The organism is Micromonospora sp. AMSO1212t, from assembly GCF_008868145.1.
Lineage (GTDB): Bacteria > Actinomycetota > Actinomycetes > Mycobacteriales > Micromonosporaceae > Micromonospora > Micromonospora tulbaghiae.
This window is the reverse complement of record NZ_WBKS01000142.1, coordinates 1-15,202: the sequence shown is the minus strand read 5'-3', so window position 1 is coordinate 15,202 and position 15,202 is coordinate 1. Positions and strand designations below refer to the sequence as shown.

The following is a 15,202-nucleotide window of genomic DNA, read 5'->3' as shown; positions in this document are numbered from 1 at the left end:
GCCGCCGCGTCCCGCCCGGTCCCGCCGGCACGTCCCGTCGCGCCGTCGCGCCCGGCGGTCTCGTCGAACCGGCTGTTCGGGCTGCTCGTCGCCGGTGCCGTGGTGCTGCTGCTCGCCGTGGTCGGCTCGCTGGTGTGGGGCGACGGCTCCGGCACCCCGCCGGCCGCCGCGCCCACCGCCGGCCCGTCGACCGGCGCCGCCGAACCGCCCGTCCCCGAACCCAGCAGCGCCGCCCCGCCGTCGACGGCATCCGAACCGGTGACGCTGCGTCAGCTCGGCGACCGGTTCGGTGAGCTGCTCGACCGGGCCGAGGCGATCGGGCTGGTCGACCGCAAGACGGCTGACGACCTGCGGAAGAAGGCCGCCGAGCTGGAGCGGGGCAAGCCGAAGGACCGGGACAAGCGGGTCGAGGACCTGCGCGAGAAGATCGAGGACGCGGCCGAGGACGACAAGATCGACCCGGTCACCGCCGCAGCGTTGCGGAAGCTGATCGACGGCTACGAGCGGCTGCGCGGCGGCGCCGACGAGGGTTGAGCGTCACCGCAGCGTGGCGGTGACCACCTCGCCGACTCCCGTGCCGGCCCGGACCACCGGCTCGCCGTCCGGCGACCAGATCCCCGAACCGCCGGCGGCCCGCGCGTACCCGCCACCGGTCGAGCCGGCGAAACTCGCCGTCACCACCCACACCCCGTGCGCGGCGGCGACGCGGCGGGCGCGTTCGTCCGGCACCGCCGCGTCCTCGGCCGACTCCAGCACCCCCGCCAGGTAGGCGTCCGCGCCGAGTGCCACCGTCGCCGCCGCGTGCTCCGGCATCCCGGTGTCCTTGCACACCGCCAGGCCCAGCCGCCAGCCGTCCACATCGAGCACCGCCGGCTCCGGGCCCGGTCGCATGTGCCGCGGCTCCGCGCCACCCAGACACATCTTCCGGTACGCGACCCGCACGCCGTCGGCGTCGACCGCGAGCACCCCGATGTGCGGCCCGGGCACCGGCGCCCCGGCCAGCGCCAGCGTCCCGGTGTCGGCGCAGGCCGCACGCAGCGGCGCGAGCCTCGGGTCGGCCGGGTCCAGCGGCGCGGCGGTCAGCTCGTACCCGGTCAGCGACATCTCCGGGAACACCACCACGCGGGCCGAGGCGGCGCGCACCGCGTCGGCGTGCCGGTCGGCGTTGCCCTCGACGTCGAGGGAGCGGGTCAACGGCTGGGCGACGGCGATCCGCAACGGCGTACGCATGGCCTACACGATAATGGTTTCCATGACGCGTGGTCGTCCGCGGCTTCGCCCCGTAACGTTGGTCCGATGATCGGAAACGCACAGCTGCTCGCCGTCCCCCGGGTGAGCACCTCGCGGGCCGCGGAACCGACCGGCGACGGAGTGGCCGGCTGGGTCACCGGCCTGATGGAACGGCTCGGTGGTCCGGGCGCCGGCCTCGCGGTGGCCCTGGAGAACCTGTTCCCGCCCATCCCCAGCGAGGTGATCCTGCCGCTTGCCGGCTTCACCGCGAGCCAGGGCAGGATGAGCCTGGCCGGCGCCATCTTCTGGACCACGCTCGGGTCGATCGTCGGCGCGCTGGCGCTCTACTACATCGGCGCGGCCCTCGGGCGGGACCGGATGCGTGCCCTGGCCGCGCGGCTGCCGCTGATCAAGCTGGAGGACGTGGACCGCACCGAGGCGTGGTTCCTGCGCCACGGCGTCAAGGCGGTGTTCTTCGGCCGGATGATTCCGATCTTCCGCAGTCTCATCTCCATCCCGGCCGGGGTGGAACGGATGCCGGTGCCGGTCTTCCTGCTCTACACCGCGCTGGGCAGCCTGATCTGGAACACCACGTTCGTGCTCGCCGGTTACCTGCTGGGCGAGCAGTGGCACGTGGTCGAGGCGTACGCGGGCACGTTCCAGAAGGTCGTCATCGTGGCCGTGGCGGCCGGTGTCTGCTGGTTCGTGGTCAGCCGGGTCCGCCGCTCCCGCCGCACCGCCGGCGACGTGCCGCAGCAGCCGGAGCCGCAGCTGGAGCCGGAGCCGCAGGCGGCCCCGCAGGGCACCGTCTACCGGGGTGGCTGGTACGGCCGGGCGGAGGACTGAGGGCAGGCTCAGCAGGGCGGGTAGAGCAGGCGGGTGCCGGCGCCGGCGGCCCGGGCGGCGTGGTCGCTGAACCGGCAGCCGAAGTCCGGCGCCGCCACCGCGCGCCGGTCGGTGACCGCGTCACCGGCCGGGCGCTTGCCGGTGCGGACCCAGCGAGCCAGGTCGTCCCACGCGGCGCCGGCCTCGGCCGGGCTGAACTCGCAGTGCTGCGCGGTGCGCACCGCCCGCTGCACCAGCAGCCGGGACCGGCCGTGCCTGGCCACGTCCCGGGCGTACGCCTGCTCCATCCCGAACGGCACGAACAGGTCGCCGAGCCCGTGCAGGCTGAGCACCGGCGCGGTGGGCCGCCCCGCGATCCGGGGCACCTCGGTCAGGCCGGGCGAGAGCCGCTGGCGCAGGTTCTCCGGCGCGACCCGCTGCACCGTGGCGTCGAGGTTCACCGGCTGGTTCGGCGCGTACCGGGTGAACAGGTTCGTGGCGAGCTGACCGGGACGGCGGGCGGGGGAGCCGTCCGCCTCGCTGACGGCGATGCCGAACAGGAAGTCCTTCCACACCGCGAACGCGGAGTCCGCGCCCGGCCGCGGCCCGCCGGAGCGCTCCACTGTGACCGCGCGCAGTTGCTTGCCCAGGTCGTTGGTGGTGTCCGGGCCGCCCGGCGTCAGCCCGGCCAGGCCGAGCGTGACCTGGATCCGGGGCACCGCCGAGGTCAGGTAGTCGGCCGGCGTCGGGTACGCGCGCACCCCGGCCAGCGCCTGCGCGACCAGGTTGTAGTCCAGGAAGAAGTCGAACAGCTCCTGGTCGCCGAGCACCCCGCACATCGGCAGCGCCCCGGCGTAGTAGCCCGGGTACTGCTCCAGCGACCGGCCGATGACGTGGCCGCCCATCGAAACACCGGCGACGAGCACCCGGTGCGGGCGCCGGACGGTACGGCTGAACAGATCGGCCAGGGCGCGGGTGCCGCGTACGCCGGAGCGCACGTCGTAGCCGTTGCGGTCGTACGACGACGACGCCCACGCGTACCCCTGCGCGATCAGGCGCTGCCGCAGCTCGAAGGCGGGCGGCTCCGGCGACAGCTCGGTGCCCTGGCCGCGGTAACCGTGCGCCCACATGACCAGGTCGCCGTTCCAGCGCGCCGGGATCTCGATGATGTACCCGGCGTTCGCGTGCACGCCCTGCCGCACGGTGGTGGCGGCCCCGCCGACGACGAGCGGCGGCAGCGGCGGGTTGACGATGGTGTAGCCGGGCAGCGGGCCGCTGCCGTCGTCACGGCCGCCGGCGGCGGCGGGTGCCGCGCCGGTCAGGCCGAGCGCCAGCGCGAGGACCGTACCGACGGCGAGCAGCCGGCGGCGGACGGGTGAGGGCTGCATCGCTGCTCCCCGGGGACGGGTGCCACCCCGGGACGGGGGTGACGACGCGGGACGGATGCCTACCGGCCGGTAGCGCCCTGAACGTAGGCCGGGCGTCGAAAGCTGTCAATCGCTGACCGACCGCTCCGTCAGCGTCCGTCCCGCCGTCCGCTCACACCAGCCCGTGTGCCAGCATCGCCTCGGCCACCCGCCGGAACCCCTGGATGTTCGCCCCGGCCACGTAGTCGCCGGGCAGCCCGAACTCCTCCGCGGTCGCCCAGCACCTGTCGTGCACGTCCCGCATGATCTCGCGCAGCCGCTGCTCCGACTCGCCGAACGTCCACGTGTCGCGGCTGGCGTTCTGCTGCATCTCCAGCCCGCTCACCGCCACCCCGCCGGCGTTGGCGGCCTTGCCCGGGGCGAACCGCACCCCGGCCCGGCCGAGGATCCGCACCGCCTCCGGCGTGGTGGGCATGTTCGCCCCCTCCACCACCGCGACGCAGCCGCCGGCCACCAGCGCGGCCGCCTCCGCGCCGCCGATCTCGTTCTGCGTGGCGCAGGGCAGCGCCAGGTCGCAGGGCACCTCCCACACGTTGCGGTCCGGGACCGCCACCGCGTTGCGCGCGTGCTCCGCGTACTCGGCCAGCCGGCCCCGGCGCTGCTCCTTCAGCTCGCGCAGCAACGGCAGGTCGATGCCCTTCTCGTCGACCACGTAGCCGCCGGAGTCCGAGCACGCCACCACGGTGCCGCCGAGCTGGTGCACCTTCTCGATCGCGTAGATGGCCACGTTGCCGGAGCCGGACACCACCACCCGCTTGCCCTCCAGGCTGTCACCGGCCTGCCGGAGCATCTCGTCGGCGAAGAACACCGCCCCGTACCCGGTCGCCTCCCGGCGTACCTGCGCGCCCCCGTACGCCAGCCCCTTGCCGGTGAGCACGCCCGCGTCGTACCGGTTGGTGATCCGCTTGTACTGCCCGAACAGGTAGCCGATCTCCCGGCCGCCCACCCCGATGTCACCGGCCGGTACGTCGGTCTGCGGGCCGATGTGCCGGTACAGCTCGGTCATGAAGCTCTGGCAGAACCGCATCACCTCGCGGTCGGAGCGGCCCTTCGGATCGAAGTCGGCGCCGCCCTTGCCGCCGCCGATCGCGAGACCGGTCAGCGCGTTCTTGAAGATCTGCTCGAACCCGAGGAACTTCACGATGCCCAGGTAGACCGACGGGTGGAAGCGCAGGCCGCCCTTGAACGGGCCGAGCGCGCTGTTGAACTCCACCCGGAAGCCGCGGTTCACCCGCACCCGGCCCTGGTCGTCCTCCCACGGCACGCGGAAGATGACCTGCCGCTCCGGCTCGCAGACCCGCTCGACCACCTCGGCGTACTCCGGATGCCGGGCCAGGGCCGGACCGATGCTCTCCAGCACCTCGCGGACCGCCTGGTGGAACTCGGGCTCTCCCGGGTTCCGGGCGACCACGCCGGCGAACACCGACTCGACGGTCTCCGGCATCACGGGCACCTCCTCTCGCCTGGGACGCAGGCCACCTGGCCTGCGTCGCCCCAGGATACGAACGGTCCGTGGGGTGGGGTTCACTGGTCCGCGTGGACGCCACCATCTGGACGACGGCGCGGGACGCGCGCGCCTGGCTCGACGCCGCGAACGGCCGCGGCGACACCGAACTGACCTGTCGCATCCTCAAGATCGGCGAGGAGGCCGGCGAGGTCGCCGCGGCCTGGATCGGCCTGCTCGGGCAGAACCCGCGCAAGGGCGTGACGCACACCCGTGAGGAGGTCGCCGCCGAACTGGCCGACGTGGCGTTCACCGCCCTGGTCGCCATCGAGAGCCTCGGCCTGGACGCGCACGCCGTGCTGACCGCGTGCGCCGACAAGGTGCGTTCGCGTACCGGAGCGGGAATGAACCGGGACGCCGACGCGGACGTATGACCCGGTGGGGACCGGCGAGAGGGGACGACCATGACCGCATCCGAGGACGACCCCGACCTGGCCCGGCCCCGCTGGTCCGGCGGAGCCCGGCTGCTGGCCGCCGCCGCGGTGCTGGTGGTGGTGCTCGGCGTCGTGGCGGTGGCGGTGACGCTGTCCAACCCGGCCCGCCTCGGCGTGGTCTTCTCCGGCGGCGCGCCGGCGTCACCGGTCACCGGGAACGGCGGCTCCGGCGCGGCGGGCGCCGCCGAGGTGGCCGGCGCCGAGACCGTCGCCGCGCCCCGCGGCGACCGGCAGCGCGCCCAGTTCGAGCTGGTCGACGGGCTGACCCGGTTCACGCTGCGGGCCACCGACCTCGGCGACGACCTCTACCGGATCGGCGCGCCGGACGGCTCGGGTGTGACCCCGCGCCCGCAGCTCGTGGGCGACCGGGTCCGGCTGCGGGTGGAGGAGAACGGCCGCCCCGGCCCGTCCGCCGTCGAGGTGGTGCTCAACTCCCGGGTCACCTGGCGGCTGCGGCTGATCGGCGGGGTCAGCGAGCAGCGCCTCGACCTGGGTGAGGCCCGGCTCGCCGGGGTCGACCTGGTCGGCGGCGCGTCGCGTACCCGGCTGCTGCTGCCGCGGCTCGACGGCTCGCTCACCGTCCGGATGACCGGCGGGGTCAGCGAACTCACCGTCACCGTGCCCGGCGGGCCGCCGGCCCGGGTGCGGGTGGCCTCCGGCGCCGGCTCCCTGACCCTGTACGACGAGCGGCGCGGCGGGATCGCCGCCGGGGACCTGGTCAGCTCGCCGGGCTGGGACCGGGCCGCCGACCGGCTCTACCTCGACCTGGTCGGGGGCGCGAACGCGGTGAGCGTCACCGCGGAGTGAGCGTACAGTCGGGCGGTGGACCGCACCGAATCCCTGCCCGCGCAGACGCTCCCGCCGGGCGTCGGCCCGACCGATCCGGGCAGCGTGCTGCTGCCCGGCCACGACGTCCCGCTCGGCCGCTACACCACGGTGCGGCGGCTGCTGCCGCAGCGGCAGCGCCGGATGGTCGGCGCCTGGTGCTTCGTCGACCACTTCGGGCCCGACGACGTGGCCGACCGGCCCGGCATGGAGGTGCCGCCGCATCCGCACACCGGGCTCCAGACCGTCACCTGGCTGCTCGACGGGGAGATCCTGCACCGCGACAGCCTCGGCAACGTGCAGCCCATCCGCCCGGGCCAGCTCAACGTGATGACCTCCGGGCGCGGCATCGCCCACTCCGAGCGCTCCCCGCTGGTGCACCCGCCGCTGATGCACGGCGTGCAGCTGTGGGTGGCGCTGCCCGACCCGGCCCGGGCCGGTGACCCGGACTTCGCCCACCACGCCGGCCTGCCCCGCCTCCGCGACGGCGACCTGGACGTCACGCTGCTCGTCGGCGACCTCGGCGGGGAACGCTCGCCCGCGGTCGTGCACACCCCGCTGGTCGGCGCGCAGATCGAGGTCCGCGGCCCGGCGCCGGCCACGCTGGCGCTGCGTCCGGACTTCGAGTACGGGCTGCTGGCCATGTCCGGCGCCGCCGAGTGCGACGGCACGGCGCTGGCCCCCGGCGCACTGCTCTACCTGGGCCTCGGGCGGAACGCGCTGACCCTGCGCGCCGAGCCGGGCACGCGTCTGCTGCTGCTCGGCGGCACCCCGTTCGAGGAGCCGCTGGTGATGTGGTGGAACTTCGTCGGCCGCTCGCACGAGGAGGTGGTGGCCGCCCGGGAGGACTGGATGGCCGGCCGCCGCTTCGGCGTGGTCGCCGACGACGCGGCGCCACCGCTGCCCGCGCCAGCGCTGCCCACCACCCGGCTCAAGGCCCGCGACCGCGGCGGCGACGTACGCGGCTGACCGCCGTACCCGAATGCCGCGCCGTCGCTGGGGTAGTCGGCGGCATGCCGACAAAGACCGCCCCGCGCGACGTCGCGGACAAGAAGCGGCTAGCCCGCCGGCTCGCCGGAGACGGCCGCGGGTTCGCCGAGTGCTTCGGGTTCCGGGTGACCAACAATCCGGCCCAGTTGTTCCAGGTGCTGTACCTGGCCGTCCTGCTGGCCCGCCGGGGCGACTTCCACCGGGCCGTCGACGCGGCGACAGCGCTGCGCGACGCCGGCTGGGACACCGCGGCCCGGATGGCCCGTTCCCGGCACGAGGACCGGGTACGCGTGCTGCGCGCCGCCGGGCTGCGCGGTGACCTGGCCGGGATCGCCGACACCCTCGGCGACCTGGCCCGCACGGTCGTCGAGACGTACCGGGGTGACCTGCGGCGGCTGCGGACCGCCGCGCATCAGGACCCGGGCGAGGAACGGCGGCTGCTGACCGCGCTGCCCGGAGTGGACGACGAGGTGTGCGACCTGTTCCTGCGCGAGGCGCAGGCGCTGTGGCGCGAGGCGGCACCGGTGGCCGACCGGCGGGCGCTCGCGGCGGCCCGGCGGCTCGGGCTGGGCCGCACCGCCCGCGACCTCGCCGGACTGACCGGCAACGACGGGTCGGAGCAACTGTCGTGGCTGGTCGGAGCGCTGGCGCGAGTGGACCTGGAGCGGCGGTACGCCGAGGTGACCGCCTGAGCGTGTGCGTGCGCCCGGACACACTTCCGCGATTCTCACCCGTTCGGCTGATGCCGCGTCGTATGATGATCGTGGCAGCGATGCCAGCCCGGTTCGGGCGAACATCTCACCGCTGCGCGGTCGCGACCCGGTTCGGGCGTGAACCGCGCAGGACAGGTGCTGCGTGGCGCCCCAGGTCGCGGTTCGTGACCCGGGGCGCTCGCCTGTCCAGGGCGTGCCGACCGCCCACACGGGAGTACGCACGACCGCCCACCCGCGACTGTCGCACGCCGGGCTTGCCTGAGCGCGCGCAGAGGCCGGCGGCCGTGTCGCCCGCCGGCCCGCCGCCGTGCTCAGATGCCGCGCAGGTGCTGCGACACGCGCGGGTGGTCGACCCGGGCCTGCGCCGCGCGCTGCGACGGGCTCACCTCGGGAGCCGCGTCGATGCCGGCCGAGCGGGCCACCTCGGTGCCGTTGGCGTAGTCCACCGGGGGCAGCGCGCGCAGCGCCCGCAACACGTCCGGCGGCGCGCCCTCCCGTTCCGCCTCGCGGATGACGTCGTCCTTGCCGGCCGGGTAGTCCAGCGCGGACAGGTACTCAAGGACATCCGTGTAACTCGCCATGGGTCGGGCTCCTCGTGGCAGTAGTCGCGGTCATGACCGGGCGGCGGTTACCCGTAGCGCCGCCGCTCACGCCCGCAGGCGCGCAAATCCCGCCGCGTAATCGCGCCGGTGAGCGGCGCCGTTTCCGGCGCGCTGTCGCGGGTAGCCGCGGTGGGCGCACCGAAGGGGGTACCACGGATGCACTACCTGACCTTCGTGAGCCGGGTCGCCCGGCTCACCGGCACCAGCGAGGACCGGGCCGCCACGCTCACCGGGGCCACGCTGGAGACGTTCGCCGAGCGGCTGACCGGCGGCGAGGTGCTGGACCTGGCCGCGCAGCTGCCCAGGCCACTGCAGGGGCTGCTCAGTCCGTATCCGCGGGACGAGGCGGCCGAACGCTTCGGCGCGGCGGAGTTCGTCGCCCGGGTCGCCCGGCGGGCGGACTGCGACGAGAACACCGCCCGGGACGCGGTCCGCGCGGTGTTCGTCACGATGCGCGAGGCGATCCGGGGCGGGGAGTTCCAGGAGGTGGTGGTCCAGTTCCCGCGCGACTACCGGGACATGGTGGAACCGGCGCTGGCTCCGGCCGCCGCGAACCGCCGCTGAGCCGGTTCGCGGGCGGTCAGCCGATCACACCGGCGGCGCGCAGCGCGGCGATGCGGCCGGCGTCGATCCCGGCGTCGGCGAGCACCTCGTCGGTGTGCTCGCCCGGCGAGGGCGGAGGACGCCGCACCGAGGTCGGGGTCGCCGAGAAGCGCGGCGCCGGAGCGGGCTGGGTGACGCCGTCCGGCGCCACGAAGACGTCCCGGGCGCGCAGGTGCGGATGCGCCGGCGCCTCGGCCCAGTCGAGCACCGGCGCGGCGCAGGCGTCGGTGCCGGCCAGCAGGTCCGTCCACTCGTCCCGGGTCCGGGTGCGGAACAGCCGCGCCCAGGCTGCCCGCAGCGCCGGCCAGTTCGCCGGGTCGTCCCGGTCCAGCGCGTCGTCGGCGGCGCTGCCGTCCGCCGCGCCGTCCTCGCCGTCGAGCGGGAAGCCGGTGAGGCGGACCAGTTCGGCGTAGAACTGCGGCTCCAGCGCGCCCACCGCGACGTACCGCCCGTCGGCGCACTCGTACGTGTCGTAGAAGGGAGCGCCGCCGTCGAGCAGGTTCACCCCGCGCGGGTCCTGCCACAGGCCGATGCCGCGCAGCGCGTGGATCTGGGTGGCCAGCACCGACACGCCGTCCACGATGGCCGCGTCGACCACCTGGCCGGGCGCGCCGCCACGCACCGCGTACAGCGCCGCGACCACGCCGAGCGCCAGCATCATGCCCCCGCCGCCGTAGTCGCCGAGCAGGTTCAACGGCGGCACCGGGCGTTCCCCGGCCCGGCCCACGCCGTGCAGCGCGCCGGTCAGCGCCAGGTAGTCGATGTCGTGCCCGGCGCGCTGCGCCAGTGGCCCGTCCTGCCCCCAGCCGGTCATCCGCCCGTACACCAGGCGGGGGTTGGCGGTGAGGCAGTCGTCCGGGCCGAGGCCGAGTCGCTCGGTCACCCCGGGCCGGAAGCCCTCGACCAGCGCGTCCGCGCCGGCGACCAGGGCGAGCACCAGGTCACGCCCGTCGGGCTGCTTCAGGTCCACCGCGATCGAGCGGCGGTTGCGGTTCAGCAGGTCGCCGGGAAAGGCGCCGAACCCACCGCCGCCGGGCCGGTCGACGCGCACCACGTCGGCCCCGAGGTCGGCCAGCATCATCGACGCGAACGGACCGGGGCCGATGCCGGCCAGCTCGATCACCCGTACGCCGGTCAGTGGTCCCTGGTTGGTCACCCGCGTCACCCTAGGGGCCGGGGTGACCCGGCGCCATGCCCGCTGCCGCCGTACAGCGGTTGACCAGGGCAATCAACCGTGTCCGACTTGGCGTCAGGTCCGGCGGTGACCTAGCCTTGTCCAGGCGAGGGGAGTACTTCCCACGAATCATTCCGGTCAGTACGGCAAGCCGCCGAGGCGAGCCCCGGGTGGTTGCCCACGAAAACGTGGGTGAAGGAGACCTCGAACATGACACGGTGTTCGAGGAGGCCCCATGCCCGAATTGTCGCCCCTGGCCGCGGGCGGGTTGTCGTCGGTCGGCACGCCCACGTTGTGGGCCGTGACGATCGTCGGTGTGCTCGTCCTGCTGGTGCTCGACTTCCTGGTCACCAGAAAGCCGCACGAGGTCTCGATGCGCGAGGCGCTCGGCTGGTCGGCCTTCTACATCGCCCTGCCGCTGGCCTTCGGCGCGTGGATCTGGTCCCGCTACGGCAGCCAACAGGGCATCGAGTACCTCACCGGTTACCTGGTCGAGAAGTCCCTCTCGGTCGACAACCTGTTCGTCTTCATGCTGCTGCTGGCCGCGTTCGCGGTGCCCGCGGTGCTCGCCCAGCGGGTGCTGCTCTACGGCATCGCGGGCGCACTCGTGCTGCGCGGCGTGTTCATCGCGCTCGGCGCCGCCGCGCTCCAGACGCTCGACTTCGCCTTCCTGCTGTTCGCGCTCATCCTGATCGCCACCGCGGTCAAGCTGCTGCGCGACGCCCTCTCCGGGCACGAGCAGGAGGTCGACATCAACAAGATGCGGTCGGTACGGCTGCTCCGCAAGATCATGCCGGTGGTCGACGACTACCACGGCACCCGGATGACGATCCGGCAGGCCGGCCGGCGGGCGCTCACGCCGTTCGCGCTCGTCGTGGTCGCGGTGCTGGCCACGGACATCGTGTTCGCCGTCGACTCGGTGCCCGCCGTCTACGGGATCACCGAGGACCCGTACCTGGTCTTCGCCACCAACGCCTTCGCGCTGCTGGGCCTGCGGGCACTCTACTTCGTGCTGCACGCCGCGCTGAGCCGGCTCGTACACCTCAGCTACGGCCTGGCCGCCATCCTGGCGTTCATCGGCGTCAAGCTCGGCCTGCACTGGGCGCACGGCATCTGGAAGGGCGTGCCGGAGATCCCGACGCTCGCCTCGCTCGGCGTGATCATCGGTGTCCTGGTGATCGTCACCATCACCAGCCTGCGGGCCACCCGCAACAGCGGCGACGGCAAGCGCACCGTCGTGCACGAGGTGCAGGGCGGAGGTTCCGCCTGACTCGGTGGGAACCCGTGCCCCGGCGCGACCGGCGGTGGTACGACTGACGGGTGGGAATCGTCTCGCCCGGCTTCCAGGGCCGGCCCCGTTCGTCCGCGCCCGACCTGCCGCCGGGGCAGTACCTCACCGAGGACTTCCCGGTGCTCTCCGCCGGCCCGACGCCACGTGTCTCCCTCGACACCTGGGAGTTCGTGCTGACCGGCGAGACCGGCGCGGAGTACCGCTGGTCCTGGGACGAGCTGATGGGCCTGCCGCAGGACACCCCGACGGTGGACCTGCACTGCGTCACCCGCTGGTCCAAGCTCGGCACCACCTGGCAGGGCGTCTCCCTGGACACGCTGCTCGACGGCGTCGACACCGGAGCCCGGTACGCGCTGGCGCACTCCTACGGCGGGTACACCACGAACCTGCCGCTGGACGACCTGCGCGGCGGGCGGGCCTGGGTGGTGCACACGTACGACGGGGGGCCGCTGCCGGCCGAGCACGGCGGCCCGGCGCGGCTGCTCGTACCGCACCTGTACCTGTGGAAGTCGGCGAAGTGGGTGCACGGCATCCGGCTGCTCGCCGACGACCGGCCCGGCTTCTGGGAGACCGCCGGCTACCACGACTACGGCGACCCGTGGCGCGAGCAGCGCTACCAGGGCGACTGAGGTGACGGCGCAGGCGCAGGGCCGCCGCGTCGCGCCGCTGATGTGGCGGGTCGCCCGGCTGGTCGAACGACGGATCGAGACGCCCACCGCGCAGACGCTGGTGCTGGACGTGCCCGGCTGGCCCGGGCAGCTGCCCGGACAGCACGTCGACCTGCGCCTGACCGCCGAGGACGGCTACCAGGCCGCCCGGTCGTACTCGCTCGCCGGCCCCGCCGACGGCGAGCGGATCGAGGTGACGGTGCAGCGGGTGCCCGACGGTGAGGTGTCGCCGTACCTGACCGACACCTACGCCGAGGGCGACCCGCTGGAGGTGCGCGGCCCGGTCGGCGGCTGGTTCGTCTGGCGTACCGACGACACCGCGCCGGTCCTGCTGGTCGGCGGCGGATCCGGCGTGGTGCCGCTGATGGCGATGATCCGCGCACGCCGGGCCGCCGGCAGCCGCACGCCGTTCCGGCTCGTCTACTCGGTGCGCACCCCCGACGACGTCATCTACGCCGACGAGCTGCGCCGCCGCGCCCGCGACGACCAGGGCCTCGACGTCGCGTACGTCTACACCCGGTCCGCGCCCGAGGGCTGGCGCGGCGAGCCGCACCGGATCGGCCTGGCCGACGTGAACAGTCACGGCTGGCCGCCCGACCTGGAGCCGCTCTGTTACGTGTGCGGCCCCACCGGATTCGTGGAGACCGTGGCCGACCTGCTGGTGGGGCTGGGTCACCCGACCCGGCGCGTGCGGACCGAACGGTTCGGCCCGACCGGCTGAGACCCGAGGAGGGCGTATGACCGACCTGTCGTACCTGGACGGCAACATGCTCGACGGGCCGCTACGCGAGTTGTTCGCCGTCGACCTGAGCGCCACCACCGGCCGCTGCGACACCTGCGGGACGACCGGCCCGATGGCCGGGCTACACGTCTACTCGCACGCCCCGGGCCTGGTCGGGCGCTGCCCCGCCTGCTCCGGGGTGATGGTGCGGCTGGTCCGCGCGCCGCAGCGGGCCTGGCTGGACCTGCGCGGCACCACGTACCTCCAGGTGCCCATGCCGGCCGAGCAGGGCTTCCGCGCCGCGCCCTGAGGCCTGCGCCCCGGCCGGGCCGCGCTCTGACGTCTGTGCCGTGGCCGGGCCGCGCCGCCCGCGCCGGCGCAGCCGCCCGACGAGCTGACCCACTGTCACCGGCACCACCGACAGCACGAGCTGACCGTTGCGCGGGTCGACGGTCGCCGCCACCCCGTACAGCCGGGCGCCGTGCCGCAGCAGCCGCGGCCGCCCGGCGGCGAGCCGCGGCGCGCGCACCACGGCGCCGCCGCGCCCGTGCCCGCCGTCCACCTCGGCGCGCACCGGATGGCGTTGCCCGCCGGCGGCCAGGAGCCGGTCGAGCGCGAAGTCCGTGCGGAACGTGCGGCCGGCCGGATCGCCGGCGTCCATCCGGGTGGCGCCCACGACCGGACCGGCCAGCATCCGCATCGGCCCGGCCTCCGTGGCGAACCGAGGGTACGGGCTGCGCGTGGTCACCGTCAGCGTGTGCCCGTCGGCCCAGCTCACGTCGACGGTGTCCAGCCGCGCCAGCCAGTCGGCGCGCACGTCGGTGACGTCGGTCCACCGCGCCGGGGCGCCCGGATAGCCCGCGTGCCAGCGGCCACCGGCGAACACAGTCGCCGGTACGCCCCGGCCGCTGTCCTGCTCGATGACCGCCAGCAGATCGTCGACCCCGCCCGCGGTCACCGCGCCCAGGCGCAGCCGGGCCTCGATGCCGAGCCGGTCCCGCACGCCGTCGGTGACGTGCCGCCGCACCAGCCGCGCGACTGTCGCGTGCACCCGCTCCTGCGCGGCCCGGTCCAGGTGCCGGAAGTCGTCGCCGACCAGGTTCGCCAGTTCCAGCCCGACGTGGCGGCGCAGCACCGCGTCCCGGCGAGCTCCGGCGGGGATCAGGTCGGCCACGTACGCGAACAGCCGCTCCACGCTGACCAGGCGCTGCTCGATCCGGCTGCGGTACGTGATGTTGCGGGCGTCCAGCCGGCGTACCGCGTGGTAGTAGTCGTAGTCGGCGAGCACCGAGATGCGCCGGGCGTGGTAGCAGGCGGCGAGCGTGAACGGCTGGTCGCTGAGCACCGGCATGTCCTCCGGGAACCGCAGCCCGAGCCGGTCCACGAGGTCGCGCCGGAACAGCTTCGTGTTCGCCAGCGACCACGGCAGCGCCGAGTCGAACAGGCTCACGTCGACCGCGTTGCCGCAGGCGAACACGTCCGAGAAGACGTGCCGGCCGTTGACGCCGACCACCTTGCCGAGCACCACGTCCGAGCCGTACCGGTCGGCGGCGGCGACCAGACGTTCCAGGGCCTCCGGGCCGAGCCGGTCGTCCGAGCCGAGGAAGAAGACGTACCGGCCGGTGGCCAGGTCCAGGCCCCGGTTGCAGGGCGCTGCCGGGCCACCGGAGTTGGCCTGGTGGACCACCCGCACCGTGCCGGGATGCTTGGCGGCGTACCGGTCCAGCAGCCGGCCGCTGCCGTCGGTGGACCCGTCGTCCACCGCCACGATCTCCATCCGGTGCGGCCCGATGGTCTGCCGCAGCACGGAGTCGAGGCAGGACCGCAGGTAGCGCAGCGTGTTGTAGACCGGCACGACGACGCTCACGTCGGGGCGGCTCGTCGCGGGTGGGCGTTGCGCGGTCGGTAGGCGGTGGGTCGGTGGGCGGTGCGTCGCCTCCTCGGCTGCCACTGCTGCTCCTTCGCGGTCGCCCCGGACGATCCGGCGCGACCCAGCGTGGTGGAGCGAGCCGTCCGGGTGACGACACCGGCGTGACGGCGAGGTGACCGGCAGGCAGCCGTTGGACATGCACGACAGGGCCCGACCCCTGTGGTGGGGTCGGGCCCTGTCGCGTGCTCTTGCTCTTGCTGTGCAGTCGTGTGTGCGGCGGGGTGGTGGTCAGCTGGTGCTGTAGCCGCGGGTGGCGATCCAGTCG

At 74.5% G+C, this 15,202-nt stretch carries 15 protein-coding genes and 2 pseudogenes; 11 read left to right on the top strand and 6 right to left on the bottom strand.

All coding sequences use genetic code 11. The features are described 5' to 3' along the window. Positions 1 to 534: pseudogene (locus F8279_RS25785) on the top strand (serine/threonine protein kinase); the annotation flags it as partial. A gap of 3 nt (positions 535 to 537) precedes the next feature. Here F8279_RS25785 and F8279_RS25780 read toward each other — a convergent pair. After that, on the bottom strand, positions 538 to 1,230 hold the full coding sequence (locus F8279_RS25780; RefSeq protein WP_091427169.1) for a carbon-nitrogen hydrolase family protein: 693 nt from the start codon (positions 1,228 to 1,230) through the stop codon (positions 538 to 540). A gap of 66 nt (positions 1,231 to 1,296) precedes the next feature. On the opposite strand from F8279_RS25780, the gene F8279_RS25775 reads away from it, so the two are divergent. Then, positions 1,297 to 2,076, top strand: coding sequence for a DedA family protein (locus F8279_RS25775; RefSeq protein WP_091427168.1), 780 nt, complete (start codon positions 1,297 to 1,299; stop codon positions 2,074 to 2,076). 8 nt (positions 2,077 to 2,084) lie between these two features. Here the strand turns inward: F8279_RS25775 and F8279_RS25770 are convergent, their stop codons facing one another. Together F8279_RS25770 and gdhA are read right to left on the bottom strand one after the other, a co-directional pair. Continuing rightward, on the bottom strand, positions 2,085 to 3,443 hold the full coding sequence (locus tag F8279_RS25770) for a hypothetical protein (RefSeq protein ID WP_091427167.1): 1,359 nt from the start codon (positions 3,441 to 3,443) through the stop codon (positions 2,085 to 2,087). A gap of 151 nt (positions 3,444 to 3,594) precedes the next feature. Then, a complete protein-coding gene (gene gdhA, locus F8279_RS25765) occupies positions 3,595 to 4,926 on the bottom strand; it encodes an NADP-specific glutamate dehydrogenase (protein ID WP_091427362.1) in 1,332 nt (443 codons plus the stop codon). A gap of 92 nt (positions 4,927 to 5,018) precedes the next feature. Between gdhA and F8279_RS25760 the strand changes: the two genes are divergently transcribed. Genes F8279_RS25760 through F8279_RS25745 form a run of 4 tightly spaced genes read left to right on the top strand, consistent with a single transcriptional unit; the run spans position 5,019 to position 7,927 of the window. Then, positions 5,019 to 5,360: a MazG-like family protein gene (locus tag F8279_RS25760; RefSeq protein WP_091427166.1), complete on the top strand. Its 342-nt coding sequence runs from the start codon at positions 5,019 to 5,021 to the stop codon at positions 5,358 to 5,360. Between the two features lie 30 nt (positions 5,361 to 5,390). Continuing rightward, positions 5,391 to 6,227: a hypothetical protein gene (locus tag F8279_RS25755; protein ID WP_091427165.1), complete on the top strand. Its 837-nt coding sequence runs from the start codon at positions 5,391 to 5,393 to the stop codon at positions 6,225 to 6,227. A gap of 15 nt (positions 6,228 to 6,242) precedes the next feature. Beyond that, the gene (locus F8279_RS25750) at positions 6,243 to 7,214 is read left to right on the top strand and encodes a pirin family protein (RefSeq protein WP_091427164.1); all 972 of its coding nucleotides are present in this window, start codon (positions 6,243 to 6,245) and stop codon (positions 7,212 to 7,214) included. Positions 7,215 to 7,258: 44 nt separating this feature from the next. Continuing rightward, entirely contained in the window at positions 7,259 to 7,927 is a 669-nt protein-coding gene (locus F8279_RS25745) for a hypothetical protein (RefSeq protein WP_091427163.1), read from the top strand. A 332-nt stretch (positions 7,928 to 8,259) separates the two neighbouring features. On the opposite strand, the gene F8279_RS25740 is transcribed toward F8279_RS25745, so the two are convergent. After that, on the bottom strand, positions 8,260 to 8,529 hold the full coding sequence (locus tag F8279_RS25740) for a DUF2795 domain-containing protein (RefSeq protein WP_091427162.1): 270 nt from the start codon (positions 8,527 to 8,529) through the stop codon (positions 8,260 to 8,262). A 177-nt stretch (positions 8,530 to 8,706) separates the two neighbouring features. On the opposite strand from F8279_RS25740, the gene F8279_RS25735 reads away from it, so the two are divergent. Beyond that, positions 8,707 to 9,114: a DUF2267 domain-containing protein gene (locus F8279_RS25735; RefSeq protein ID WP_091427161.1), complete on the top strand. Its 408-nt coding sequence runs from the start codon at positions 8,707 to 8,709 to the stop codon at positions 9,112 to 9,114. 16 nt (positions 9,115 to 9,130) lie between these two features. On the opposite strand, the gene F8279_RS25730 is transcribed toward F8279_RS25735, so the two are convergent. Beyond that, entirely contained in the window at positions 9,131 to 10,318 is a 1,188-nt protein-coding gene (locus F8279_RS25730) for a CaiB/BaiF CoA-transferase family protein (protein WP_091427160.1), read from the bottom strand. Positions 10,319 to 10,562: 244 nt separating this feature from the next. Here F8279_RS25730 and F8279_RS25725 point away from each other — a divergent pair, with 244 nt between their 5' ends. The 4 genes and pseudogenes from F8279_RS25725 to F8279_RS30720 form a co-directional block, all read left to right on the top strand. Next, the gene (locus tag F8279_RS25725; RefSeq protein ID WP_091427159.1) at positions 10,563 to 11,597 is read left to right on the top strand and encodes a TerC/Alx family metal homeostasis membrane protein; all 1,035 of its coding nucleotides are present in this window, start codon (positions 10,563 to 10,565) and stop codon (positions 11,595 to 11,597) included. 50 nt (positions 11,598 to 11,647) lie between these two features. Next, the gene (locus tag F8279_RS25720) at positions 11,648 to 12,247 is read left to right on the top strand and encodes a sulfite oxidase-like oxidoreductase (protein WP_091427158.1); all 600 of its coding nucleotides are present in this window, start codon (positions 11,648 to 11,650) and stop codon (positions 12,245 to 12,247) included. A 40-nt stretch (positions 12,248 to 12,287) separates the two neighbouring features. Then, positions 12,288 to 13,007, top strand: coding sequence for a ferredoxin reductase (locus F8279_RS25715; RefSeq protein ID WP_175438896.1), 720 nt, complete (start codon positions 12,288 to 12,290; stop codon positions 13,005 to 13,007). 16 nt (positions 13,008 to 13,023) lie between these two features. Then, positions 13,024 to 13,224: pseudogene (locus tag F8279_RS30720) on the top strand (DUF6510 family protein); the annotation flags it as partial. On the opposite strand, the gene F8279_RS25710 reads toward F8279_RS30720, so the two are convergent. Then, positions 13,150 to 14,958: a glycosyltransferase family 2 protein gene (locus F8279_RS25710; RefSeq protein ID WP_091427156.1), complete on the bottom strand. Its 1,809-nt coding sequence runs from the start codon at positions 14,956 to 14,958 to the stop codon at positions 13,150 to 13,152. The pseudogene F8279_RS30720 and the gene F8279_RS25710 sit on opposite strands and share 75 nt — an antisense overlap. Between the last annotated feature and the right edge of the window lie 244 nt (positions 14,959 to 15,202).

What these genes read in the sequence shown, in the direction of transcription:
- F8279_RS25745 (WP_091427163.1), top strand. Translation starts at nt 7,259, where the DNA reads ATGCCGACAAAGACCGCCCCGCGCGACGTCGCGGACAAGAAGCGGCTA.
- F8279_RS25780 (WP_091427169.1), bottom strand. Translation starts at nt 1,230, where the DNA reads ATGCGTACGCCGTTGCGGATCGCCGTCGCCCAGCCGTTGACCCGCTCC.
- F8279_RS25755 (WP_091427165.1), top strand. Translation starts at nt 5,391, where the DNA reads ATGACCGCATCCGAGGACGACCCCGACCTGGCCCGGCCCCGCTGGTCC.
- F8279_RS25735 (WP_091427161.1), top strand. Translation starts at nt 8,707, where the DNA reads ATGCACTACCTGACCTTCGTGAGCCGGGTCGCCCGGCTCACCGGCACC.
- F8279_RS25740 (WP_091427162.1), bottom strand. Translation starts at nt 8,529, where the DNA reads ATGGCGAGTTACACGGATGTCCTTGAGTACCTGTCCGCGCTGGACTAC.
- gdhA (WP_091427362.1), bottom strand. Translation starts at nt 4,926, where the DNA reads ATGCCGGAGACCGTCGAGTCGGTGTTCGCCGGCGTGGTCGCCCGGAAC.
- F8279_RS25775 (WP_091427168.1), top strand. Translation starts at nt 1,297, where the DNA reads ATGATCGGAAACGCACAGCTGCTCGCCGTCCCCCGGGTGAGCACCTCG.
- F8279_RS25725 (WP_091427159.1), top strand. Translation starts at nt 10,563, where the DNA reads ATGCCCGAATTGTCGCCCCTGGCCGCGGGCGGGTTGTCGTCGGTCGGC.
- F8279_RS25715 (WP_175438896.1), top strand. Translation starts at nt 12,288, where the DNA reads ATGTGGCGGGTCGCCCGGCTGGTCGAACGACGGATCGAGACGCCCACC.
- F8279_RS25770 (WP_091427167.1), bottom strand. Translation starts at nt 3,443, where the DNA reads ATGCAGCCCTCACCCGTCCGCCGCCGGCTGCTCGCCGTCGGTACGGTC.